Source organism: Shewanella salipaludis (genome assembly GCF_012911865.1).
In the GTDB taxonomy this organism is placed as follows: domain Bacteria; phylum Pseudomonadota; class Gammaproteobacteria; order Enterobacterales; family Shewanellaceae; genus Shewanella; species Shewanella salipaludis.
The window spans coordinates 81534-105047 of sequence record NZ_JAAXYH010000007.1; the positions used below are offsets into that span (position 1 = coordinate 81534).

General features: G+C 56.7%; 17 protein-coding genes and 2 pseudogenes. 15 read left to right on the forward strand and 4 right to left on the reverse strand.

The features are described from left to right. Positions 1-113: 113 nt before the first annotated feature. Genes HC757_RS11145 through HC757_RS11155 form a run of 3 tightly spaced genes read right to left on the reverse strand, consistent with a single transcriptional unit; the run spans position 114 to position 3864 of the window. Positions 114-1115, reverse strand: a complete 1002-nt coding sequence (locus tag HC757_RS11145; protein WP_169564452.1) for a LacI family DNA-binding transcriptional regulator — start codon at positions 1113-1115, stop codon at positions 114-116. Positions 1116-1170: 55 nt separating this feature from the next. Continuing rightward, a complete protein-coding gene (locus HC757_RS11150; protein WP_169564453.1) occupies positions 1171-2499 on the reverse strand; it encodes a glycoside-pentoside-hexuronide (GPH):cation symporter in 1329 nt (442 codons plus the stop codon). A 9-nt stretch (positions 2500-2508) separates the two neighbouring features. Beyond that, entirely contained in the window at positions 2509-3864 is a 1356-nt protein-coding gene (locus HC757_RS11155) for a GH1 family beta-glucosidase (RefSeq protein WP_169564454.1), read from the reverse strand. A 242-nt stretch (positions 3865-4106) separates the two neighbouring features. Here HC757_RS11155 and HC757_RS11160 point away from each other — a divergent pair, with 242 nt between their 5' ends. The 4 genes from HC757_RS11160 to mak all read left to right on the forward strand — a co-directional run bounded on the left by HC757_RS11160 (position 4107) and on the right by mak (position 11315). Then, positions 4107-5399, forward strand: coding sequence for a sugar MFS transporter (locus HC757_RS11160; RefSeq protein ID WP_169564455.1), 1293 nt, complete (start codon positions 4107-4109; stop codon positions 5397-5399). A gap of 73 nt (positions 5400-5472) precedes the next feature. Then, positions 5473-8142, forward strand: coding sequence for a glycoside hydrolase family 3 protein (locus HC757_RS11165; protein ID WP_169564456.1), 2670 nt, complete (start codon positions 5473-5475; stop codon positions 8140-8142). 68 nt (positions 8143-8210) lie between these two features. After that, positions 8211-10286, forward strand: a complete 2076-nt coding sequence (locus tag HC757_RS11170) for a glycoside hydrolase family 16 protein (protein WP_169564457.1) — start codon at positions 8211-8213, stop codon at positions 10284-10286. A 120-nt stretch (positions 10287-10406) separates the two neighbouring features. Then, positions 10407-11315: a fructokinase gene (mak, locus tag HC757_RS11175; RefSeq protein ID WP_169564458.1), complete on the forward strand. Its 909-nt coding sequence runs from the start codon at positions 10407-10409 to the stop codon at positions 11313-11315. A gap of 31 nt (positions 11316-11346) precedes the next feature. Here mak and HC757_RS11180 read toward each other — a convergent pair whose 3' ends face one another. After that, positions 11347-13473 carry a lipase maturation factor family protein gene (locus HC757_RS11180; RefSeq protein WP_169564459.1) on the reverse strand — a complete coding sequence of 709 codons (2127 nt, stop codon included), beginning with the start codon at positions 13471-13473 and terminating at the stop codon, positions 11347-11349. A 263-nt stretch (positions 13474-13736) separates the two neighbouring features. On the opposite strand from HC757_RS11180, the gene HC757_RS11185 reads away from it, so the two are divergent. The 11 genes and pseudogenes from HC757_RS11185 to cas2e all read left to right on the forward strand — a co-directional run bounded on the left by HC757_RS11185 (position 13737) and on the right by cas2e (position 23492). Next, a complete protein-coding gene (locus HC757_RS11185; protein ID WP_211164379.1) occupies positions 13737-14567 on the forward strand; it encodes a BrxR family helix-turn-helix transcriptional regulator in 831 nt (276 codons plus the stop codon). Positions 14568-14717: 150 nt separating this feature from the next. Then, positions 14718-14951: pseudogene (locus HC757_RS11190) on the forward strand (type I-F CRISPR-associated endonuclease Cas1f); the annotation flags it as partial. After that, positions 14950-15156 (forward strand): annotated as a pseudogene (locus HC757_RS19045) (hypothetical protein); the annotation flags it as partial. The pseudogenes HC757_RS11190 and HC757_RS19045, both read left to right, overlap by 2 nt. Positions 15157-15170: 14 nt before the next feature. Beyond that, positions 15171-17783, forward strand: a complete 2613-nt coding sequence (gene cas3 / locus HC757_RS11195) for a CRISPR-associated helicase Cas3' (RefSeq protein WP_169564461.1) — start codon at positions 15171-15173, stop codon at positions 17781-17783. An 11-nt stretch (positions 17784-17794) separates the two neighbouring features. Then, on the forward strand, positions 17795-19291 hold the full coding sequence (casA, locus tag HC757_RS11200) for a type I-E CRISPR-associated protein Cse1/CasA (RefSeq protein WP_169564462.1): 1497 nt from the start codon (positions 17795-17797) through the stop codon (positions 19289-19291). A 5-nt stretch (positions 19292-19296) separates the two neighbouring features. After that, positions 19297-19848 carry a type I-E CRISPR-associated protein Cse2/CasB gene (gene casB, locus HC757_RS11205; protein WP_169564463.1) on the forward strand — a complete coding sequence of 184 codons (552 nt, stop codon included), beginning with the start codon at positions 19297-19299 and terminating at the stop codon, positions 19846-19848. Then, complete coding sequence (cas6e, locus tag HC757_RS11210; RefSeq protein WP_169564464.1) at positions 19845-20489, forward strand: type I-E CRISPR-associated protein Cas6/Cse3/CasE; 645 nt, start codon at positions 19845-19847, stop codon at positions 20487-20489. The genes casB and cas6e overlap by 4 nt, the downstream gene beginning before the upstream one ends. Before the next feature lie 15 nt (positions 20490-20504). Next, positions 20505-21632, forward strand: coding sequence for a type I-E CRISPR-associated protein Cas7/Cse4/CasC (cas7e, locus tag HC757_RS11215; RefSeq protein WP_169564465.1), 1128 nt, complete (start codon positions 20505-20507; stop codon positions 21630-21632). 8 nt (positions 21633-21640) lie between these two features. Continuing rightward, positions 21641-22351 (forward strand): type I-E CRISPR-associated protein Cas5/CasD, encoded by a 711-nt coding sequence (cas5e, locus tag HC757_RS11220; RefSeq protein ID WP_169564466.1) that lies wholly within the window; start codon positions 21641-21643, stop codon positions 22349-22351. Positions 22352-22354: 3 nt separating this feature from the next. Beyond that, a complete protein-coding gene (gene cas1e / locus HC757_RS11225; RefSeq protein ID WP_169564467.1) occupies positions 22355-23230 on the forward strand; it encodes a type I-E CRISPR-associated endonuclease Cas1e in 876 nt (291 codons plus the stop codon). Between the two features lie 25 nt (positions 23231-23255). Then, complete coding sequence (gene cas2e, locus HC757_RS19185; RefSeq protein ID WP_425313962.1) at positions 23256-23492, forward strand: type I-E CRISPR-associated endoribonuclease Cas2e; 237 nt, start codon at positions 23256-23258, stop codon at positions 23490-23492. Positions 23493-23514 lie beyond the last annotated feature (22 nt).

A 23514-nucleotide genomic window follows, 5' to 3' on the forward strand; every position in this document is an offset into this window, starting at 1 on the left:
GGCGTGCCCAGCTCAGGCCGAGGCCGTTCCCCTGGGAAACTCGGCGGCAATCGGCAGGCACAGGTTCGATGCGGGCGACTGCGCGGCTGAGTGAAACTGGGTGAAGCAGGGGGCTAAGGGAGGCGGCGCGCCGAGTCCCGTATGAACAGGCTGGGGGTGAAGCGGTTGGTGACCTCGACATCTGCCTTGTTGTAGACATGCTTGAGCACCCACAGGGCCGCCATCTTGCCCATCTCATGGATAGGGTTGCTTATGGTATTGAGTTTGGGGGAGATGTATTGCGGGAAGGGGATGTTGTCATACCCCATGAACGACAGATCCTCAGGCACCCTCAGCCCCTGCTCCAGGCAGGTGGCAATGGCGCCCGAGGCCATTTGATCGTTGGCGCATACCACAGCGGTGAAAGGGCGCTGTAGGCTGAGCAGGTGGCGCATGCCATCGCTGCCGCTGGACTCCTTGAAGGTGCCTTCATAGAAGAGCTCGCTCTCGTAGGCGACCGCAAATTCGACCAGCGCCTTCTTGTGGCCACTCAGCCTTTGCCTGGCATCGAGCTTAAACAGGGGGCCCGAGATATAGGCTATGTGCCTGTGGCCGAGCGACAGCAGATGCCGGGTCGCCAGATAACCGCCGAGCTCATTGTCCAGGTAGACGCAACGCTCACGGATCTCGGCTATATATCTGTTGATGAAGACTATCGGCGTATGCTGTCGGCAGAGTGCGATCAGGTAATCGTCGGATACGGCTTCGACATCGAGGATCAGGGCGTCGCAACCGCGATCGAGCAGGAACTCCACCGCCTCCTTCTCCTGGGCTTCATTGCTGTGGCCGGCGGCGATGATCACATGCTTGCCGGCCGCACGCAGCGAGGCTTCGATCTCCGTCATCATGGGGCCGTAGAAGGGGCCATCGAGTTGTGACACCAGCACACCTACGCTGTTGGAGCAGTTCGATGCCAAAGATTGGGCTATGGCATTGGGGCGATAGTCCAGTTGGGCCATCGCATCCAGTACCTTTTTCCGGGTTTTTTCACTGACGTTGGTGTTCTTGTTCATCACCCGCGACACAGTCGCGAGTGAGACACCTGCCAGGACTGAAACGTCATAAATGGTCGCCATATCGTCTCTAACTCTGGCCGTTCAAGAGTACAATGGCTCGAAGATTAGCACGTTTCTATTGAGCGACTCTATTTAATTCCATATTGATTTCATCGACTTTGCCATTGTTCAGCCTATACCAACGCATGACGATGGCGACCAGGATTGAACCTATGGCAGGGTACAAGGTGAAAGAGATCAAGATGCCATGCAAGGTGGCCTGCGACTGGACCTGCTCGGCCTGATACCCATAGCCCGCCAGCAACCAGCCGGCGGCGGCGCCGCCGATGGCGACCCCAAGCTTGATGAAGAAGATCACCGAGGAGTAGAGCATGCCTGTGATACGCACCCCCGTCTTGTATTGACCATAATCGACCGCATCCGCCATCTTGGCCCAAAGCAAAGGCGTCGCCATGTTGAAGGTGAAGCCCCAGAGAATGTACAGGGCAAAGGCCAACACCACCTGATCTTTGGGGATAAAGTAGTGCAGCACGCACAGTGCCGCCGCCAGGAGCTGCAAGCCAATGTAAGCCTTGACCTTGCAGACGCGTTTGGCCAGTGGCTCGGCCAGAATGCAGCCGAAGACGTTGCCCAGCATGCCCAGGGTGATAAACAGGGTGATCATCTCAGGCAGGCCAAGAAAGTATTTCACATAGTAGATCGCCAGACTGGTACGCAGCACCATGCCGGACATCAGGCACACGGCCGCCACCGACAGTACCCGCCACTGATCGTTTTGTAACAGGAACTTGAAGTCCTGCCTGAAGCTGGAGTCTTGATCTGCCGGTGGATGCAGGCGTTCCCTGGTGCCCCAGAAACAGGTCAGGAACATGGCGACCCCCAGAATGCTCATGGCCAGTATGGTCAGCTGATAGCCCTTGGCCTGGTCGCCTTCACCGAGAAACTCCACCAGTGGCAGGGTCAGGCCCGAGACCAGCAGCCCTCCGAGCATGGCGAACACGAAGCGATAGGATTGCACCGACACCCGCTCCCTGGGATCGGCGGTGAGCACGCCACCCAAGGCACAGTAGGGGATGTTGATGGCGGTATAGACCATCATGAGTGCGGTATAAGTCACGAAGGCATATACCATTTTCCCCTGCTCAGACAGATCCGGGGTGGTGAAGGCCAGTACGCTGATCGCGCCGAAGGGCAGGGCGAACCACAGCAGATAGGGGCGGAATTTCCCCCAGCGGGTGCGGGTCCTGTCTGCCAATGCCCCCATCAGGGGATCTGTGACGGCATCGATCAGCCGCACCGCCAGGAACATGGTGCCGACGAATGCCGGTGAGATGCCGAAGATATCTGTATAGAAAAACGTCAGGAACAGCATCACGGTTTGAAAAACAATGTTGCTGGCGGTATCACCCAGGCCATAGGCTATTTTTTCTCTTATGCTAATCATTTTTTTGCCTTATTTATTATTGTGATGGCTCGAGGCTCTTCGGCTGCAGATGAGGTCTCTGTAGGCCAGGCCACTGGCTTTTATGGTACGTGTCTGGCTTGGATAGTCGACATAGACTATGCCGAAGCGCTTGAGGTAACCTTCGGCCCACTCGAAATTATCCATCAGACTCCAGGCGAAGTAACCCTTAACATTCACTCCTTGTTCAACGGCCGTGTGTACCGCATTCAGGTGGCTCTGGTAATAGGCCAGCCTGTCCGGATCGTCGACCCTGCCATCGACACATTTATCGGCCATGGCTGCGCCATTTTCCGTGATGTAGATTGGCGGCAGCTCATAGGTGTCATTCAGCTTTATCAGCAATTCACTGAAGGCCTGCGGATAGATCTCCCAGCCGATATCCGTCTTGGGAGCCGCGGATTGCGGCACTTGCTCGAAGCCCTGCTGCGGACAGTGGCGGTACACGGCCCGGGTGTAGAAGTTGACGCCGAGAAAATCCAGCGGCCGGGCTATGATGTCCATGTCACCGTCGAGGATCACGGGTCTATCCTGTGAGTCCAGGGTTTCCAGCAGCACCGGATAGGCGCCGTCCAGGATAGGCTTGATGTACCACTGATTGAAATAGTCATCGGCCACCTTCGCCGCCGTTATATCTGCGTCATCGGCACTCTGGGGGTAACAGGGGGTGAAATTAAGCACTATGCCGTTGAGGCTGTGCGGGCTGTTGTTTTGCAACACCTGCATCGCCAGTCCGTGAGCCAGCAGCAGATGGTGGGCGGCCTGGCGACCATAGGCTTTCTTCGCCAGCCCGGGCGCATGTATCCCAGTCTCGTAGCCAAGGTACGAGCTGCAGAAGGGCTCGTTGAGGGTGGCATAGGAATAGACCCTGTCGCCGAATAGGCGGCTGATTTTATCAGCGTAATCCCGGAACAGGTAAGGGGTCTCGCGGTTTAACCAGCCGCCCTTATCTTCGATATGCTGCGGCAAGTCCCAGTGATACAGGGTCACGAAGGCCTTGATATTGCGGCGTTTCAACTCATCGAGCAAGTCGATATAGAATTGGGCGCCCTGGATATTGATGCTGCCGTCCCGGTGCAACACCCGTCCCCAAGAGACGGACAGCCGGTAGGCATCGACCCCCAGGGCCGCGATCAGTTCGACATCCTGCTGCCACCTGTCGATATGCTCGCAGGCGCTGTCGCCGTTGGAGCCGTCACGTATCTTGCCCGGAGTGGCACAGAAGGTATCCCAGATACAGGGGAGGCGGGAAGCCGCACTGCCTTCAATCTGGAAGGAAGCGGTGGCCACACCGTAGATGAAGTGTTCGCTCATGAGTCTGGAGTCTTGAGGTAGGGATATTTTCATTAGTTCAGTCACTTAATTTCGGTTCGTTGATTCTTGCAGAGATCTCTGAGTCAGGAAGCGAGCAAGCGTCGCTCGATATTACTTCCTGTGCTCTAAAATCGTTGACTTTGGTTATTGATATGTTAAAAATGAAAGCGCTTACATCGAGGTTAGTGACTAAAGAGGTAAAGGTCAATAACCACAGGCGATAATTTATCCGTTGCCGATATCGCGGCCGACGGGGATCAGAATGGAGTGGAAAGATGGCAGGAATATCGATTGACGCGGATGAGGCGCAGGCCGCCGGGGTGCATCAGCATGGCAACTTCAGGTTTGCCTTGCTGGTGTTGACCTCGTTGTTCTTCATGTGGGGATTTATCACTTGTCTCAACGATATCCTGATCCCCTACCTGAAGAATATGTTCGAACTGAACTACGCCCAGGCCATGCTGGTGCAGTTCTGTTTCTTCGGTGCCTACTTCATAGTGTCGCTGCCGGCGGGCGCCCTGGTTGGCAAGATTGGTTACCAGAAGGGCATAGTCGCCGGGCTGGCGCTGGCCTGCTGTGGCTGCTTGCTGTTTTATCCTTCGGCGAGTTACGCCTCCTACTGGATGTTTCTGGCGGCCTTCTTCGTGCTGGCATCCGGGATCACCATATTGCAGGTGGCGGCCAATCCCTATGTCAGCGTATTGGGTCCGGCTCATACGGCATCGTCGCGCCTGACCCTGACCCAGGCCTTCAATTCTTTCGGCACCACGGTCGCGCCCTTCTTCGGCAGCTGGTTGATCTTGTCGACGTCACCGCAGCTGAGCCAATCGGCATCAGATGCGACCTTGGATGCAGCTGCCCAGGCAGGCACAGTGCAGCTGCCCTATCTCATCCTGGCGGCGACGCTGGCCGTGCTGGCGCTGGTCTTCATCTCGCTGAAATTACCGCAGCTGGGCAAGAAAACCCTGGCCAACACCTCGACATGCGACAAGAACGGCGCCAGCGCCTGGCGTTATCCCCATCTGGTATTGGGCGCCATAGGCATCTTCGTTTATGTGGGTGCCGAGGTCGGCATCGGCAGTTTCCTGATCAATTTCCTCGTCCAACCCGAGATAGGCGGTTTCAGCCATGCCGAGGCGGCGCACTATATCGCCTACTACTTCGGCGGCGCCATGGTGGGGCGCTTCGTCGGTGCCGCCGTGATGCAGAAGATCAAGGCGGGCAAGGTGCTGGCCTTCAACGCCCTCTGCGCCTGTGCTCTGGTGACCCTGGCGCTGGCGAGTACAGGCACCCTGGCCATGTGGGCGCTGCTGCTGGTGGGCCTGTGCAACTCCATCATGTTCCCGACCATCTTCAGCCTGGCATTGCAGGATCTCGAGCAACACACCAGCCAGGGCTCGGGCATCCTCTGCCTGGCGATAGTCGGCGGGGCGATACTGCCACTGTTGCAGGGACTGCTGGCGGACAACTTGGGGATCCAGCTGGCGTTTCTGGTGCCACTGCTCTGTTACGGCTTCATCGCTTTCTACGGCGCCATTGGCTGTGATGCCAAGCGGCCAAGCTTCTGAACCTGCTTCGAGCGGAATGCGGCGTCAGCGGGCGCCGCAGTCTGAGTTTTTTATTTTGCATAAGGCGAACATCATGAGTGTCATCGCAACGAGAAAAAACCTCTCTTCTGGCCTGAGTCTGCTGGCCATAGCTCTGGCGACTGTCCTGAGTGGTTGTCAGGAACAGGCGCCAATCAGCAGTGCCGACCTGGGTGAACAGACAGCAGCAGCGACTGCGCCAACTGCCGAGCACGGCAACAGTCTGGACGGCAAGACCACTGATATAGGTATCTGGCCCAAGCTGGATATTCCCCACAGCAACGAGGCCGAGGTCGAGCGGCGCATCGGCGAGCTGCTGGCGAAAATGACTCTGGAGCAAAAAATTGCCCAGATGATCCAGCCGGAAATTCGCGACATCAGCGTCGAAGACATGCGCAGATATGGTTTCGGTTCCTACCTCAACGGTGGCGGAAGCTACCCCAACGATGACAAGCATGCCACCCCGGCCGATTGGATTGCCCTGGCCGAGGCCATGTATCAGGCCTCGATGGACGATTCGCTCGATGGCATCAGCATCCCCACCATGTGGGGCACGGATGCGGTGCATGGTCACAACAATGTCATAGGCGCCACCCTGTTCCCGCACAACATAGGTCTGGGGGCGGCCCGGGATCCCGAGCTCATTCGCCAGATCGCCGCCATCACGGCCAAGGAAGTCATGGTCACCGGCATCGACTGGGTATTTGCCCCGACAGTCGCCGTGGTGCGTGACGATCGCTGGGGCCGGACCTACGAAGGCTATTCAGAAGATCCCGTTATCGTGAAAGCTTATTCACACGCCATAGTCGAAGGTTTGCAGGGCAGCGGCGACACCGACTTCCTGTCGGATCAGCATGTGCTCGCCACTGTGAAGCATTTCCTCGGCGACGGCGGCACCGAGGGCGGCGATGACCAGGGGGACAATCTGGCATCCGAGCAGGCGTTGTTCGACATTCACGCCCAGGGCTATGTCGGCGGCCTGACTGCCGGCGCCCAGACTGTGATGGCGTCTTTCAACAGCTGGCATGGCATCAAAAACCACGGCAACCCCTATCTGCTGACCGAGGTGCTGAAAAACCGCATGGGTTTCGACGGCCTGGTGGTCGGCGACTGGAACGGCCACGGCCAGGTGGCAGGTTGCAGCAACGAGTCCTGTCCCCAGGCTGCCAACGCCGGCCTGGACGTGTTTATGGTGCCGACCCAGGCCTGGAAACCCTTGTATGACAATACCCTGGCTCAAGCCAAAGCCGGTGAGATAGGTATGGCGCGCATCGACGATGCCGTCAGCCGTATCCTGAGAGTGAAAATCCGCGCCGGTTTATTCGAAAAGCCAAGCCCGGCTAAACGACTCCTGTCGGGCAAGACAGAGCTGATAGGTCAGGCGAGCCATCGTGATGTCGCCCGCCAGGCGGTACGCGAGTCGCTGGTGCTGCTGAAAAACAATGACCACCTGCTGCCGCTGTCGCCCAGGGCCAAGGTGTTGGTGGCGGGCGATGCGGCCGACAACATAGGCAAGCAGAGCGGTGGCTGGTCCATTACCTGGCAAGGCACAGACAACAGCAACCAGGACTTTCCCGGTGCGACCTCCATCTATGCAGGCATTGCCCAGACCCTGAAAGCCGCCGGCGGCATGGCCATGCTGAGTCCACAAGGCAGCTTCGATGCGGCCGACAAGCCGGACGTGGCGATAGTGGTGTTCGGTGAGGAGCCCTATGCCGAAGGCAATGGCGATATCGATAACCTCGAATATCAGCGCGGCAACAAACGCGACTTGGCGCTGTTACAGAAATTGAAGGCCCAGGGCATTCCCGTGGTGGCGGTATTTATCAGCGGCCGGCCGCTGTGGGTCAACCCCGAACTCAACGCCTCGGACGCCTTCGTCGCCGCCTGGCTGCCCGGTACCGAAGGGGACGGCATAGCCCAGGTGCTGTTCGCCAAGGCCAATGGTGAGATCAATCACGACTTCGGTGGCAGGCTGTCCTTCTCCTGGCCGGCAACGCCACAACAGACCCGGGTGAATGTCAAAGATGCCGATTACCGGCCCTTGCTGCCCTATGGCTATGGCCTGAGTTATGGGCAACCGGATACACGGGTCGAAGCCGACGCTGCCTACGCCCTGGCGCTGACCGGCAACACCCTGTCGGAAGACAACTTCAGCCGCCAGACCGAGTTGGCGCCGCGGCCTTTGTTCGAGCGGGCGGTCAAGTCTCCCTGGACGATGCTGATCGGCAACATCGAAGGTGAACGGATATCGACCCAGGCCATAGGCAGCAGCGTGCAACACAACGCAGTGCTGAGCATCAAGACCCAGGACAGGCGGGTGCAGGAGGATGCCCGCAGCGTCAGCTTCAACGGCAAGGGGCTGGGCTTTGTCAGCTTGCAGGGCAATTTCCCAGAGGATCTGCGGGCCTACACGGATGCCGGCGCGGCACTGACCTTCGGCATCAAGACCGCCGCCAGGCTGGATGGCGCCGTCAATGTCGGCATGAGCTGTGAGGGTGACTGCCGTGCGGCTGTGGATATTGCCGCCGCCCTCAACGCCGCCCCCCTGGGCAGCTGGCAGGAGATCAGTATCGATCTGGGCTGCTACCAACGACAGGGGGTCAACTTCGGCAAGATCCTCTCACCCTTCGTACTGTCGACCGCCACGGTGGCCGACATCAGTTTCAGCGATGTGCTGCTGGTGCCCCATGGCGCGGCCGACGCGACGATTGCCTGCCGGTAACAGCGCACAGCTGACAGCCGGGCCGCCAGGAGTGGCCCGAATAACAACAACCTCGCAAGGAGAGCAATATGAGCAAGACAATTGGAATGCAGGGACTCGGCTGTATCGTCGCCTCGCTGTTGATGTGTGGCTGCAATCATGACACACAGGCTTCCCCCGCAGAGAAGCAGGTGGTGGCCGAGGTCCCCTCTGCGGCAGCGGCCGGCGGCTGGCATCTGGTCTGGCAAGATGAATTCGACACCCTGGATATGAGCAAGTGGAGTTTCGAAGTGAACTGCTACGGTGGCGGCAACAGCGAGCAGCAATGCTATACCGACCGCGTCGACAATGCCTTCGTCGAGCAGGGGATGCTGAACATAGTGGCCAAGCGGGAAGACTTTCAGGGACCGGCCAAGCAAGAAAGCGATCCCGGCTATGATCCTGCCGATACCTCGGCCTCGATGCCTTACACCTCGGCGAGATTGCGATCTATGAATAAGGGGGATTGGAAATATGGCCGCTTCGAGATCCGGGCTAAATTGCCCAGGGGGCAGGGAAGCTGGCCGGCGATCTGGATGTTGCCCACGGACTATGTTTACGGTGGCTGGGCCGCATCCGGTGAAATTGACATAATGGAAGCCGTTAACCTGGGCACGACCAGCGACAGGGCCGGTGCCGAGGCTGGCGAGCGGGAGAGCCGGATCCACGCCACCCTGCATTACGGCCGGGCCTGGCCACAGAACGTCTATTCCGGCCTGGCATATCGCCTGCCCAACGATGTCTCGCCGGCGGATGACTTCCATGTCTATGCCCTGGAATGGGAGAAAGACGAGATCCGCTGGTATGTGGATGGGGTTCACTATGCCACCCAACGCTCGTCTGGCTGGTACAGTCAGTACCTGGATACCGAAGGCAAGCTGGTCAATGGCATGGACGATGCACCCTACAATCAGAAGTTCCACATGCTGCTTAATCTGGCCGTAGGTGGTAGCTGGCCCGGTAACGCGAATGATAAGGGGATAGATGAGTCTGTCTTTCCTCAGACCCTGAGCATCGATTATGTCAGGGCCTACGAATGCAGTGTTGCGCCATCGACCGGCCAGGGCTGCGCCACCATTGGTGATGACGCCATCTTGCAGGAAGGCAATCAGCCGCCGGTTATTGCCCCGGGGGATGACAGCATAGGTGCCGGACCAATATTTGAACTTTTCGACGACGCCCTGGCCGCAGGCCTGCAACTCAACAGCTACAACCCGGATGGTGAGATAGCCGTCGCACAAGTTGCCGAATCCGGCCGGGGGGATGTCCTGAGCGTCAGCAAGACAGGGACCACGGGGAATATCTACTTCGGATATGCGCCCAGGGTCGATTTGAGTCACTTTGCCGCCGCAGGCGAGCTGGTATTTGACCTCAATCTTTTGAGTGCGGCCCAGGGCACCGAGCTGCTGGTGAAGCTGGACAGTGGTTGGCCGAACGTCAGCGATTACTCAGTCACCTTGCCGGCCGTGGGCCAATGGACCGAGATCCGCATTCCCATCGCCACCATACTGGCGGGCGGCAATAGATTTTCTCCCGGTGCCGGTGCGAATATCGCCAGTATACTCAACCCCTTTGTGGTTGAGCCTCTGGGGCCTATGCAATTGAAACTGGACAATATTCGCATCGAATATCATGCCGACAGCGCGACCGAGCTGGTGATCTACGATGACCAGGACAAGGCACCCTTTGCGCTGGCTGCCTATGCGGCCAGCGGCAATGTGGTTCTGGGTGAAGTCGATGTCGGCGGCGAGCATGGCAATGTCCGTAGCCTCAATTTCAACACCAACGAGGCCGTGGCCTATTTCCAGAGTGCAGAGGTCAACGACATAGGCAGTTTTGAGCGGTTGAATTTCGATCTCTATGTTGAGGCGGATCCCAGGGCGAGCCGGGATTTCGTTATCAAGATGGACTGCGTCTTTCCCTGTGGCAGTGGGGATTATCCTATCACTAGCCCGGAGATCGGCAGCTGGAGCCACTACTCCATTCCCCTGAGCGAGCTGGTCAGCCATCCAGGTTCCACCCTGGACTTGTCCAGGGTGGATACCCCGTTGGTGGTGTTTCCTGCCTGGGGCAATCAGCAGGGGGTTGTGCTGCTGGTTGATAATGTCAGGCTGACCAAAAGCTAAAGCCGTCCCCCCGGCCGAGCGAACCTAGGTCGGATATACCGCAAGCCAATGCTATTTTTGCCTTGCCTCGAGCACCCGGCCAGCGGCCGGGATAATATTTTTCAGTAAAGGGGTGAACCAGTGGAACAGAGATCCAAATTCAGGATAGGTATCGATTTAGGGGGAACGAAGATTGAGTTGGTGGCGCTGGATGCCGGTGGCGCCGAGCTGTTCAGGAAACGTATCCCCACCCCGCGTGAGTATGTCGCGACCCTGGATGCGATCGCCTCCCTGGTCGGCGAGGCCGAAGCTGGGCTCGACGAAAAAGCCAGCGTCGGCGTCGGCATTCCCGGGGTGATTTCGCCCTTCACCGGCCTGGTGAAAAACGCCAACTGCACCTGGATCAATGGCCATCCGCTGGACAGGGATCTCGGTGAGCGGCTGCAGCGCCCCGTCAAGGTGGCCAACGATGCCAATTGTTTTGCGGTGTCCGAGGCGGTCGATGGTGCGGCGGCGGGCAAGTCAGTGGTGTTCGGGGTGATCATAGGCACAGGTTGTGGTGCCGGCATCGCCATCAACGGCCGGGTGCATGGCGGCGGCAATGGCATAGGCGGCGAGTGGGGCCACAATCCCTTGCCCTGGATGACCGCCGATGAATTCAACTCGACCCGGTGCTTCTGTGGCAATCAGGACTGTATCGAGACCTTCGTGTCGGGTACTGGCTTCGTGCGGGATTTTCGGGCGGCGGGCGGCGTGGCCGCCAGCGGCATAGAGATTGCCGAGATGATGCAGGCCGGAGACGAGCTGGCGACCCAGGCCTTCAACCGCTTCATCGATCGCCTGGCCCGCTCCCTGGCCCATGTGATCAACATGCTGGATCCCGATGTGATAGTGCTGGGTGGCGGTGTGTCCAATATCAAGGCCATTTATCGCCAGTTGCCTGCCGTGCTGTCCACATATGTAGTGGGACGGGAATGCCATACCCAGGTGGTAGCCAACCTCTACGGCAGTTCCTCCGGAGTACGAGGTGCCGCCTGGTTATGGGGCTGAATGCCGTCTCATCTCTTGAATCTCCATGGCGTTATTGCCGCTCCTGCTGTTCGGACTGGGGCTCTGGGGCGTTGAGGGGCGAGGCCTTGATCTTGAACTGCACCGCGGGAAAGTAGTTGCCTATTTCCCGTCTCTGCCACCAGGCGCCAGTGTCGCTGCGCTCGCGCCGGTTGCTGAAGCGGTAATTGTACAGCCGGGCGCGTACCAGGCGCGGCGGCTGTGCAGTCAAAATCCCCTCCCTTGTCTGCACTTGGTTTTGAAAAGGAGCCGCCTCGAACAGCGCCAGCACCTGGGGATTGTTGAACAGCAGGTTTACCATCAGGTTATGGAACCAGGGGGGCGGGGGCTGTCCGTCCAGTGCCGCAAACCACAGCTGCCAGTCGAGCCTGGGCTGATGGGGAATGTTCCAGAGCGGCGCCCGGGCAGGATCGCCGGGTTTATAGGGCAGGCTATAGGGCAGCCAGTGCTCGCCATCCATTGAGCCTTCTATCTGTATCTCGGGTCTGCGGGTAGTCATCACGGCGAACACCCCGTAGGGATTGGCCAGGTACCAGGGATCGACGCGGCCCAGTAAGGCAGCGAGTGAGGCCGGCGCCGAGGCCAGCCCCAGACCGAGAAAAATTTGCCCCAGACCCAGGACGCCCAACACTATCCCCAACAAGTACTTGGGCAGCTTCCAGACCAGCTGGCGTGGGGAACCTGGCTCGGGAGGCTCAGGAGCCGCTGGTTTTCCCCTGGCCCAATCTAGGGCGCTGCGCAACCAGCAGGGCAGGTCGTTGTCGTCCAGCAGCAGCAAGCATAGCGTCAGGGTCAGCAGATTGAAGAAGTTGTAATTGCCCGTCAGCAGTATGCTCAGTTGCAATACCACTATTCCCCAGGCCGCCAGCTTGCGGGGCCGCCGCCCGAGGAAGATCAGCCAAGGCAATAGCAGCTCCATGGTCAGCACCATCAGGGTAAAGAGCTGCAGGCTCCAGGCGGGTAATTGCTGGGCATACCAGGCCAGCGGCGTCGGCAAGGGCTGGGTCTGAAAATGATACTCGAGTGCCGTCAGTCCGGCCCAAGTGGGATCGCCGCTGAGAACCTTGACCGCGCCGGACATGAAGACGAAACGAAACAGCAGCAGGCGCAGCAGCCAGACCCCCAGGACCTTGCCCTGGACTCTGCCTAGCCCATTTCCCCCCACCAGGAATAGCGCCAGCAAGCCGGTTTCCAGCAACAGCAGATCCCATTGATATTGCATGAAGTCCTGACCGCCATGCACCAGCGACAGATACAAGAGATACAGGATCAGCAGGCATAGCCCGGGAAAGATCCCGGACAAGAGCTCGGATAAGACAGTGGCCAAGGGCCTGGCTTGGCTCTCGGATAAGCTCTTGAAAGAGTTATTGAATGAGCCTTTGAATAAGTGTTTGGATATGCTTTTGAATGGCTTGTTGAACAGGGCCCGGGGCAGGAAGCCGAACAGCAACAGCAGGCTCAGCCCCATGCCGGCCAGGGTCAGCGCCTGGATGCCGGTATCCGATGCGTCCCACCAGAACAGCGTTGGCAGTTGCCAGTAACCCGTGTCTCCGAACACCTCTTTGGCGGCCAAAATCAAGTCTGCCACCGGCTGCAGGCCATCATGGCCTATGAGGCCGAGCGCCTGCACATGAAAGGAGGCGAAGGCGAAGAAATAGATCAGCGACAGCAGCCGCAGGAATAACCAGCTTATCTGCGTATATTCGGGCGGATACAGCCGCTCACCCAGCAGCAGCTTCTGTGCGCCGAAGGCCAGCTCCCTGTGGCCCGCGACCCAATCATAGACCCACTCACTGAGCGGCGCGCAGCCGGGGATATGTCGATAAGCCCAGGCATAGTGGCCCTTGCCCGGAATGCGGCGCAGCACCTCGCAGGCGGCCTCGGCCCCCTGGCAGCGTCGGCCATCCTCATCGAAAAACTGGATATGGCCGCGAAAGACGGACTCGTTCAGCTCGGCCAATGACTCGGCCAGCTGCGGATTGCTTAGCTCTTGCAGCTCACTTCCTTGACGCTTGAGCCGCTGATAGGGGGCATAGCCTACCCGCTCGCCGGTTTGCCGCGACCAATAGTCGATCCAGGTCCGACAGAAGCGGCAATCACCGTCATAAACCAACAGGGTCGAGCCAGCCACGGGAGACATAACAGCCATAGGAGACAGAGAAGTCATAAGGAGTCTTAGAGCTGAATATAGCCCAGTCCAGGGGGAGGCGCAGCCGCTTGGGGGTATTCTATTGGTTGTTGACAGCCCAAGTGGGAAAGTGTGATGCTGTACGCTGTTTCGATAAATGAAAAAATATAGCATCATCAAATACCTGGAAGTTAATGGTGGTTCACGGAAGCTATGCCGGGGGAGTGAGATCTATCCCCGGGAATAGGCAAAGGGCAGACCTAAGGATGGATAGAGTGGCCAAGGATAACCTGAGTCAAAGATTGTTGTTTATCGAATTACTCGCCTGGTGGGAAGGCGCTGTGAGCAACAAGCAGCTCATGACGCAGTTTGGCGTGAGTCGCCAGCAAGCCTACCAAGATCTGAAAACCTATGCCGAGCGTCATCCGCACAATCTCGTGCGCAGCAACGCAGGCTTTGCGCCCACGGCCAGCTTCATTCCCTATTTTATCTCCACCGACGTCAATCATTACCTGCACTGGTTCGCCGGCGGCCAGCTCTATATCGACAATCCAGCAACACCCGCTGGGGTCAGCGAGCTGCGACTGCCCCCCAGAACTGTCTCGGCCGAAGTGATCCGCGCCCTGGTGCAGGGCATAAGGCGGCAGAAACGCGTCGAGGTCGACTATGTTTCCCTGTCCAATCCGGAAAATGACGGCCGTATCTTTCATCCCCACACCTTCGTCAATACCGGGCTGCGCTGGCACGTGCGGGGCTATTGCGAGAAGTCCCAGGGTTATAGAGACTTAGTGCTCAGTCGCTTTCGCGGCGCCGCCGACGTATTGGACGACTCACCTCATGGCATGGCGGGCGACAACGCCTGGCAAACCCGAATTACCCTCATACTCCAGCCCGATCCGCGTCTCAGCGCCGCCAAACAGGCTGTGCTGGCCAATGACTACCGGATGGAAGGCGGCCAGCTAGTCCTCAACACCCGCGCCGCCCTGGCCAACTATTTGCTGCATGAGTTACAGGTCAACACCAAGATGCTCGACGGCACCCCGGAGGCCCAACAACTGGTGTTGGTCAACCGTGACGACATCAAACAATGGTTATTCAGCGGTTAACGGACTTTCAATGCAGATCTCGCCGTTAAAGGTAAAGTGAGTTTACCTGAGGATTTTTACAGCATTGCCAGTGGTTTGCAGTAGCGTAGAGTGAAGGGCTATAGCGAAGAGGGACGAGCACAGCATATGAAGACAAGGAGGAAGTAAGCTATGGATGACCTGAGACCATCCGACTTAAAGAGCATTCTGCATTCCAAGCGGGCGAACATGTATTACCTGGAACATTGTCGGGTGTTGGTCAAAGGCGGCCGCGTCGAATATGTTACAGATGAAGGTAAGCAGTCACTCTATTGGAATATCCCCATAGCCAATACCACTTGTCTGTTGCTCGGCACTGGCACATCTGTGACCCAGGCCGCCATGCGTGAGCTGGCCAAGGCAGGTGATGGTGACGTTTGTATCTCAGTGCGAAAAGAACGCGCTAAAGAAAACTCGCCGCGTACTGGACGCTTTTGCCAACCGTATCGGCGACAACACCTGGCAAACTTTGATCACCGAAGATGGGCTATTAACGGTTAAGAAAATGCTACGCAAAACGGCCAGTAAAAGCACTGTGTTGGTTTGTCATTGGATCCTGATCCGGGCACGAATGGGGTTTGTAAAATGTTGAGAAAGTCTAGTAACAACCAATCGGAAGTTAAGGTCATATCTTTCCTGGATTGCCCTGCTAAGACTTATGTCCGGCCAGATGGAAAGATCCAACCTGGCAGAACAGTGTTGAATCACTGCCAGATTGTTGGCGAAGTGGCGCGGGAAATTATTCGACGCTTTCCTACTGCCATTGCGCAAGAGCTGTTTCCTGTGGGTGCACCTCTTGCCGCCGGTGGGCACGATATAGGTAAGGCCAGCCCTACCTTCGCAGAGAAAATACACCAAGCTTGTGATCCGGACCTGGTTAATACGGACAGGCTTCCCAATATTAATCCTCGCTTGGAAGCTAAATGGGGCGGTCATGCCGGTGTTAGTCAGTTGACCGCCAAGGCGCTGAATGCACCTGATTTCATTCCTGAAATTCTCGGGCAACATCATGGTTTTGCGCCGCAAGTAGCAGGTATGCGCGCGGAAGATGAGAACTTTGGTGGCCCAGGTTGGCAGCATGAGCGTGAACAGCTTGTTGTTGCCCTGAAGCGTTGCTTGAATGAGGATTGGCCAACCGTTGATTCTTTGCCACAAGCCCGTTTGTTGTCAGGGCTCACCTCTGTGGCCGACTGGATTGGTTCCGGCGAGTTTTTTGAAGATCCGCAGGCACCCTGGGAAGAGAATATCGGCAGGGCGCTGGACGCCGCCGGTTTTGTTCCGTCAACGTATAGAACGGGTCTCAACTTTGAACAGTTGTTTGGTTTTACGCCCAGAGAAGCTCAGTCCATACTGATCGAGCAGGTAGCTTCGCCCGGCGTCTACGTGCTGGAAGCGCCGATGGGGCTGGGTAAGACCGAGGCGGCTCTGTATGTCGCATACAAGATGTTGTCCACGGGCCAGGCCAGTGGCATTTATTTTGCGTTGCCTACCCAACTTACCTCCAACAAGATTTTCGAGCGCTTCAACCAGTTTCTGCAAGGTGACAAAGAAAAAGGCTTGTCTGGAATTCTGGCGGCTGACTGCCGACATCGTTCTCTGCTGCTGCACGGCAATGCCTGGTTGTTGGATACCGATATGGGCGAAGAAGGCCGACCGGGTGGGGCCTGGTTCAATCAGGCAAAACGCGGACTGCTGGCGCCCTTTGCCGTGGGTACCATCGACCAGGCGCTGATGGCGGCGATGAACGTCAAACATGGTTTTGTACGCGCTTTCGGTCTGGCCGGTAAGGTGGTCATACTCGATGAAGTGCATACCTACGATGCTTATACCGGCACTCTGCTGGATGCGTTGGTGGCGTTGCTACGTTCCCTGCGCTGCACGGTAATCATTCTCAGTGCCACGTTGAATCGGGAGCGTCGCCAGCAACTGCTCGGCGTTACGCTATCCGCCAGGGATTATCCACTGATCACTGCCTGCCCAGCTCAGGCAAATGTGCATGAAATCCCTGTACCAGCAGGACCATCCCGTGAGTTTGCCATCCAACTGCACTGCGATGAAAAATTAGCTGTGGAGCAGGCCCTGTTGCGTGCCGAACAGGGGCAGCAGGTATTGTGGATCGAAAACACCGTATTGGAAGCCCAGCAACGCTATCTGGATCTGGCCGCCCGTGCCAGTGAACTGGGTGTGGCCTGCGGGCTATTACACTCACGTTTTACCGCCGACGACCGCCAGTGCATTGAAGATCGGTGGGTGGATCTGTTCGGCAAGCCCGGTTGGTCAAAGAGGGGCGAGCAGGGAAGGATCCTGGTGGGCACCCAGGTGCTGGAACAATCGCTGGATATTGATGCCGACTTCATGGTTACGCGCTTTGCACCCAGCGATATGTTATTGCAGCGTATCGGCCGCCTCTGGCGCCATCACGAAACACCGCGCTGCCAAACAGCCAAACCAGAAGCCTGGCTATTGGCACCGGAACTTGAAGCTGCCATCGACAGCCCTGAAAAATACTTCGGCAGCAGCGCCTTCGTGTACAGCCCCTATGTGCTCTGCCGCAGCCTGGAGGTCTGGCAACCCATTCAGGCGGTCTGCGTGCCGCACGATATTCGTGAGCTGATTGAACGTACATACGTCACACGACAGGATCAGGGCCAGATGAGCCGTTGGCTGTCCGAGCTGGATAACGGCACCCGCTGGCGTACAGGACGCAATGCGCTAAGACAACTGGCCAGAGTAACGCTGGCTGAAGCCGGTAACACCCTGCCGGAAAGCAAAGCGCAGACCCGCTACAGCGAAGCGGATAATTTCGAGGTGCTGCTGTTGCGGAGTATGCGCCTTGTTCCGGAAGAGCAATCGACCTTGCTGACCTTACTTAGCGGTGAACAGTTGAGCCTGCCCTGGAAACGTTACCAACTGAGCAAGCCTCAGTGGCGACAATTGAGTGCCACTCTGATGCGCCAGGTGGTGGCGCTAAGGATCCAGGACGCGCCGAAGGCGCTGCCTTTGGACAAGCTCAAACGCTTTGGTCTGCAGCATTGCTTCTATCTGGGTAACCCCGATTGGCCGACGGATGAAAGTCTGCTACGTGTGGCGCTGGTGGACGAAACTGGTAGCTTGAAAGGCGTTGAATATGCAGACATTCATGACAAACACAATCTGGAATACCGGAATGACCTGGGTTACCGGGTCATAAAAAACTAGGAAAATAACTTATGGAAAATCGTTTTAATCTGATAGACGAACCCTGGATACCGGTGGCGGATCATGGCCGGGTTAGCTTGCGGCAGCTATTCAGTCAGCCGGAATATCGCAGCCTGGGCGGCAACCCGGTGCAGAAAATTGCACTGCTCAAGTTGCTGCTGGCGATTGCCCAGTCTGCCGTCACACCAGAAAACGAGGAGGAGTGGAAGGCTTTGGGAGCGCAAGGGCTGGCCGAGCGTTGCTTGGCGTACCTGGATCAATGGCATGACTGCTTTTACCTGTACGGTTCGAAGCCGTTTTTGCAGATGCCCACGATCAAGACGGCAAAAGTTCAGGCCTTTGGTGCTGTGTTGCCGGAAGTGTCTACCGGCAATACGACAGTGCTTAGCCAGAGTCAGATACAACGGTCTCTGGATGATGCAGACAAGGCTTTGTTGTTGCTGACTCTGATGGGTTTTGCGTTGTCTGGTAAGAAAGCAGACAACAGCGTCGTGCTATCGCCGGGTTATGCGGGCAAACGCAACGATAAGGGAAAAGCCTCTACCGGTAGGCCTGGTCCAGCGGTAGCGCATATGGGGCTTCTGCACAATTTCTTGTTGGGCAGTGAACTACAGGAAACACTTTGGCTCAACCTGTTGAGCCAAAGGCAGATTGAGCAAATGAATCTGTACCCCGAAGGATTAGGTGTCTCGCCCTGGGAACTGATGCCGGAAGGTGAGCACTGTGAGCAAGCGCAACGGTTAAAGCAGACGTTGATGGGGCGACTCATTCCGCTATGTCGTTTCTGTCTGCTTGCCGATGATGGCCTGCATTACTCGGAAGGAATAGCGCATCCTGGCTATAAGGACGGTGTTGTTGATCCCAGCATGGCGATCAATAACACAGGTAAGGAGCCGAAAGGGTTATGGGTCGACCCAGAAAAACGCCCCTGGCGAGAATTGACGGCATTACTGGGCTTCTTTGAACAAGGAGAATCACAGGGGTTTCAAAGCTGGCAATTGCGCAGTGGTTTGGATCGGGCGAGAGATGTGACCGATGCCTTTGCTGTCTGGTCTGGTGGTTTGCGGGTCAGCAGCAATGCAGGCGAACAATATGTGTCCGGTAGCGATGACTTTGTCGAGTCACAGGTCTGGCTGCACAGCGGTATTCTGGGGGCGCTTTGGTTTAGCCAACTGAAAGCGGAAATGGGTGCGCTTGATACTTTGGCCAAGAACCTGTATGGCAGGGTCATGGGGTATTTCAAGGAGCAGAAAGTCGATGGCGTCAAGCTAGCGGCCCAATCCACACAACTGTTCTGGCAACTCTGTGAACGCGACTTCCAGTCTCTGGTAGACAACTGCGATCAAACCGAAGATGCCGCCAAGCAACGCCAAAATCTGCGCCGTCACTTTGCTGGTTATGCTCAACAGTCCTATGACCAATTTTGCCAACGAGGAACGGCGCGGCAACTGGATGCCTGGGCCAAGTGCCGTCCCAATAACAGTCATTATTTGAAGCAGGAGGCCTGAAGCCGATGAATACTGAAACTCAAGCTGTGCAAGCAGCTGACAAGACAAGCTGGGAGCAGCGCTTTGTGGAGGCTGTGGTAGAGCGTTGTAACAAAAACAAAGGGCTGGCTGCCCGATTGCGCCGGGCCGACAACCCCGCAACCGAGTACCAAAGCTGGGAGGTATTGGGGTCTTTGGGTGTTGATCTGGAGAAAGACTATCAGCGCCTGCCTTTCGTCACTGTGGCAGCTGCCATTGCAAAATCCAAGGCGGAGCGTAATGGCAGCCTCTCGCTTGGGCGTGCCATTGCGGCCTGTTATGAGGACGGAAATCAGAGTGATCAGGCTAAGGCCCGTTTACGCCGCTTGCTGGCCTGTGACGAACTGGCGGAGGCCTGCAGGATCCTGCGGCCCATTTTTACCCTGATTGACAGCAAGGTTGGGCAGCCGCTGGACTTCATCCGGCTACTTAAACAATTGCGTGACTTTTATTTCAATGGGCAGCGAGTTAAAAGCCAGTGGGCGCAGGAGTTCTATGGCCAGTCGGTTCAAGTTGAAAAAGAGGAGGGGGCCGCATGAGCATGATCGCCAGTGTGCTGCACCTCGACCGCCCGGCGATGAACGCCTTGCGCATTACCGATGCTTATTCGCTGCATCGTGTGATCTACAGCCTGTATGAAGATATCCGCGATCCGGAGTCGAAACAGGCCAGTGAGTCCAGCGGCATTTTATACGCAGATCAAGGCGGCGATTACAAAGGAAGGAAAATCCTGATGCTGGCCAACCGGCAGCCGATGGTTATGGTGGATGGTCAACATGGTTTGGTGCAGAGTAAAGCCATTCCAGAGGATTTTCTGGAACACAGCCAGTATCACTTTAAGGTGATAGTTAACCCAACACGGCGTGATAGTGTCAGCCGAAAGCTAGCCCCAGTACGCGGTCGCGAGGCCGTTGCCCAATGGTTTATCGAACGAGCGACGGCCAGGTGGGGCTTTAGCATTGCCAGCCAGCATCTGCAGGTGGACAAAATCGAGATCCAGCAGTTCAAAGATAAACAGCAACGACAGGTGACCATTGCCCAGGCCCATGTTCAAGGTTTGCTGCAGGTCACAGACCAAGCGCAATTCAAACACAGCTTTACCCAGGGCATTGGCCGCGCTCGCGCCTATGGCTGCGGTCTGCTGCAGATTGTGCCCGTTATCGATAACCCTTTTGCTTAACACAGGAAAACTATCATGACTAATACTTACACCAATACCCGTATTGAATATCACATTCTGCAATCTTTCCCGGTCACCTGCCTGAACCGGGACGATGTCGGGGCGCCGAAAACAGCCATAGTGGGCGGCGTTACCCGGGCACGTGTCAGCTCGCAGTGCTGGAAACGGCAGGTGAGGCTTGCACTACACGAGATCGGTATGGTAGGTGGAACCAGGACAAAGCTTATTGCTGGCCTCATTGCGGACGCTTGTATGCGGCTTGACGCAACGCAGGATCAGGCTGTTGCATGCGGCAACAAGATTGAGCAGATTTTTATCAAGAAGAAAGAAGCCAAACCCAAAAAAGGCAAAGCTGACATAGAAGAAAACGATCAACCTTCGTCTGAGGGAGAAAAAACAGATACATTGCTATTTCTCAGCCCCAATGAAGTACAAATCATTGCACACGCGTTTCGTGAAGCTGGTTTTGATCCGGATGCAGTTATCAAGCAAAAGGATGCCAAAAAGCAGGCAGCCGAGCTTGCACAGCTGATCGGGCAAATCAATGAACACATCGATGCATTAGACATTGCTTTGTTTGGGAGGATGGTCGCTCAAGCCGCCAGTATGAATGTGGAAGCGGCAGCGTCTTTTGCACACGCCATCTCCACACATAAAGTCAGTAATGAGGTCGAGTTTTTCACCGCACTGGACGACCTACAGGAAGAGCCCGGTTCTGCCCACATGGGCAGCCTGGAGTTCAACTCCGCTACTTATTACCGCTATATCAGCCTGGATCTGGGACAACTGGCGCAGACCATGGGCGAGGAAGATTTGAAAAAGGCTATCGCTGCCTTCACCCAAGCACTCTTTGTCGCCGTGCCCAGCGCCCGCCAGACTACCCAGTCCGGCGCCAGTCCCTGGGAATTCGCCCGCGTAATGGTACGCAAGGGACAGCGCCTGCAAGTGCCGTTCGAAACCCCGGTTAAAGCCCGTGAAGGCGGTTACCTGCAACCGAGCATTGATGCACTCAGGAGCTATTTGGACAAAAAAGAAAAGTTGGCTGGCTCCTTGTTCGGCAAGCAGGAGGCTTACGACTGGGGCGAAAACGAGGATTTCAGTATCGACCACCTTGTGGCTGCATTACAAACACATATACGGTGAGGCATGTCATGAGCAAACCTTATCTACTGCTCTGGCTGGAAGCTCCACTCCAGTCCTGGGGGCATGACTCCAAATTCGGGCGGCGCGACAGCCTGGATTTCCCGACCAAGTCCGGTGTGCTCGGCTTGCTCTGCTGTGCCAGAGGTGTGGCAGGCGAACAAACCGAGTGGCTGGCGCGCTGGGCCGACCAGGATATGCAGGTGGCGGCCTATGTTCGCGCCGACCGGCAGGGTAAAGCGCAGCCACGGCAGCCATTGCTGCGGGATTTCCACATGGTCGGCAGTGGCTACGATGGTCAGGATCCCTGGGCCAATTTACTGATCCCGAAAACCAGCGACGGCAAAAAAGCGGTAGGCGGTGGCACCAAAATGACTTATCGCTATTACCTGCAGGATATGGCGTTTGCCGTAGCTCTGCAGGGGCCGGAGAAGGAACTGCACGCTGTTGCAGAAGCTTTGCACAATCCGGTTTGGGATCTGTATCTGGGGCGCAAGAACTGTGTGCCTACCGAGTTCATTTGCCAGGGCGTCCATGCGGATATCCATCTCGCAATGGAAAAAGCCGGACAATTAGCGCAGGAAAAGCAGCGCCAGTTGTCGTTCCGTGTACTGCAGGGCGAGCATGACGGGGAGGTGTTGACCCTGAATGACGTGCCGCTGCAATTCGGCGAGCACAAGCAATACCGCGACCGCCGTGTGAGCGTACTGAGAATGGAGTGATCTATGGCCACAGGGCAACGGTTATTTGTCAAGGTAACCCGGGAGTCCTTACCGCAGGTTAAGGACAAGTACCCATTCCTGTATCTGGAGCGGGGAAGGCTGGAAATTGACGACAGCAGCATTAAATGGATTGATTCTGAAGCCAATGTCGTGCCGTTGCCGGTGGCCACTCTGAATGCCCTGTTATTGGGGCCGGGTACTACCGTTACCCATGAAGCCATCAAAACGGCAACAGCCGCCAATTGTGCAGTTTGCTGGGTGGGTGAGGATAGCTTGCTGTTTTATGCAGCAGGTTTTCTTCCGACGGCAGACACTCGTAATCTGAAGCAGCAAATAGAATTGGCTGCTGATCCGGAGAAATCGGTGGAAGTAGCGCGGCGTATGTATGCCCGGCGCTTTCCTGATGCTGACTTGCAGGGGAAATCGCTCAAGGAAATGATGGGTATGGAAGGCTATAGGGTCAGGGCGCTCTATCAGGCTAAGGCGGAGGAGTATCAGGTTGGCTGGAAAGGGCGGAAGTTTGTTCCCGGAAAATTCGATCTCGGCGATATCACCAACCAGGTACTGACCGCCAGCAATGCTGCCTTGTATGGCATCCTTAGCTCGGCGGTTCACAGTATGGGCTATTCCCCGCACATCGGCTTTATCCACTCCGGCAGCCCTTTACCGTTTATCTATGACTTGGCCGATCTTTATAAAGAAGAGTTGTGTATTGATCTGGCCTTCTCCCTGACGCGCGATATGGCCGGGCGTTACAACAAACACAAAGTGTCTGCTGCGTTTCGTGAGCGAGTCATCGACATGGATCTGCTGGCCAAGTTGGCCGAGGATATACCCGATATGTTGGGGGGAAAGCATGCTCGTCGTCGTGGCAAATAATCTTCCCCCGGCAGTCCGAGGGCGAATGAAGTTGTGGTTTGTGGAACCCCGGACGAATGTTTTTGTTTCCGGGGTTAAGGACTCGGTTGCCAAGACCGTAATCGACTACCTCTATCAGCATTGCCCGCCCGAGTCGGGTGTGATGATTTTCCGCTCTACGTCAAGGCCTCCGGGTTATGAAATTCGAACCATAGGCCCGACCAAAAAGAAGCTCTTGGAGCTGTCCGGCCTTCAACTGGTGATTGAAACCCTAAAAAACTGAAAATCCCAAGATATGGGGTTGT

Bases quoted from the DNA above. Each gene is read 5' to 3' on its own strand.
- casA (WP_169564462.1), top strand. From the start codon at position 17,795: ATGGAAAATCGTTTTAATCTGATAGACGAACCCTGGATACCGGTGGCG.
- cas3 (WP_169564461.1), top strand. From the start codon at position 15,171: ATGTTGAGAAAGTCTAGTAACAACCAATCGGAAGTTAAGGTCATATCT.
- HC757_RS11165 (WP_169564456.1), top strand. From the start codon at position 5,473: ATGAGTGTCATCGCAACGAGAAAAAACCTCTCTTCTGGCCTGAGTCTG.
- cas7e (WP_169564465.1), top strand. From the start codon at position 20,505: ATGACTAATACTTACACCAATACCCGTATTGAATATCACATTCTGCAA.
- HC757_RS11155 (WP_169564454.1), bottom strand. From the start codon at position 3,864: ATGAAAATATCCCTACCTCAAGACTCCAGACTCATGAGCGAACACTTC.
- cas6e (WP_169564464.1), top strand. From the start codon at position 19,845: ATGAGCATGATCGCCAGTGTGCTGCACCTCGACCGCCCGGCGATGAAC.
- HC757_RS11145 (WP_169564452.1), bottom strand. From the start codon at position 1,115: ATGGCGACCATTTATGACGTTTCAGTCCTGGCAGGTGTCTCACTCGCG.
- HC757_RS11150 (WP_169564453.1), bottom strand. From the start codon at position 2,499: ATGATTAGCATAAGAGAAAAAATAGCCTATGGCCTGGGTGATACCGCC.
- HC757_RS11180 (WP_169564459.1), bottom strand. From the start codon at position 13,473: ATGTCTCCCGTGGCTGGCTCGACCCTGTTGGTTTATGACGGTGATTGC.
- HC757_RS11160 (WP_169564455.1), top strand. From the start codon at position 4,107: ATGGCAGGAATATCGATTGACGCGGATGAGGCGCAGGCCGCCGGGGTG.
- HC757_RS11170 (WP_169564457.1), top strand. From the start codon at position 8,211: ATGAGCAAGACAATTGGAATGCAGGGACTCGGCTGTATCGTCGCCTCG.
- cas5e (WP_169564466.1), top strand. From the start codon at position 21,641: ATGAGCAAACCTTATCTACTGCTCTGGCTGGAAGCTCCACTCCAGTCC.
- casB (WP_169564463.1), top strand. From the start codon at position 19,297: ATGAATACTGAAACTCAAGCTGTGCAAGCAGCTGACAAGACAAGCTGG.
- cas2e (WP_425313962.1), top strand. From the start codon at position 23,256: ATGAAGTTGTGGTTTGTGGAACCCCGGACGAATGTTTTTGTTTCCGGG.
- cas1e (WP_169564467.1), top strand. From the start codon at position 22,355: ATGGCCACAGGGCAACGGTTATTTGTCAAGGTAACCCGGGAGTCCTTA.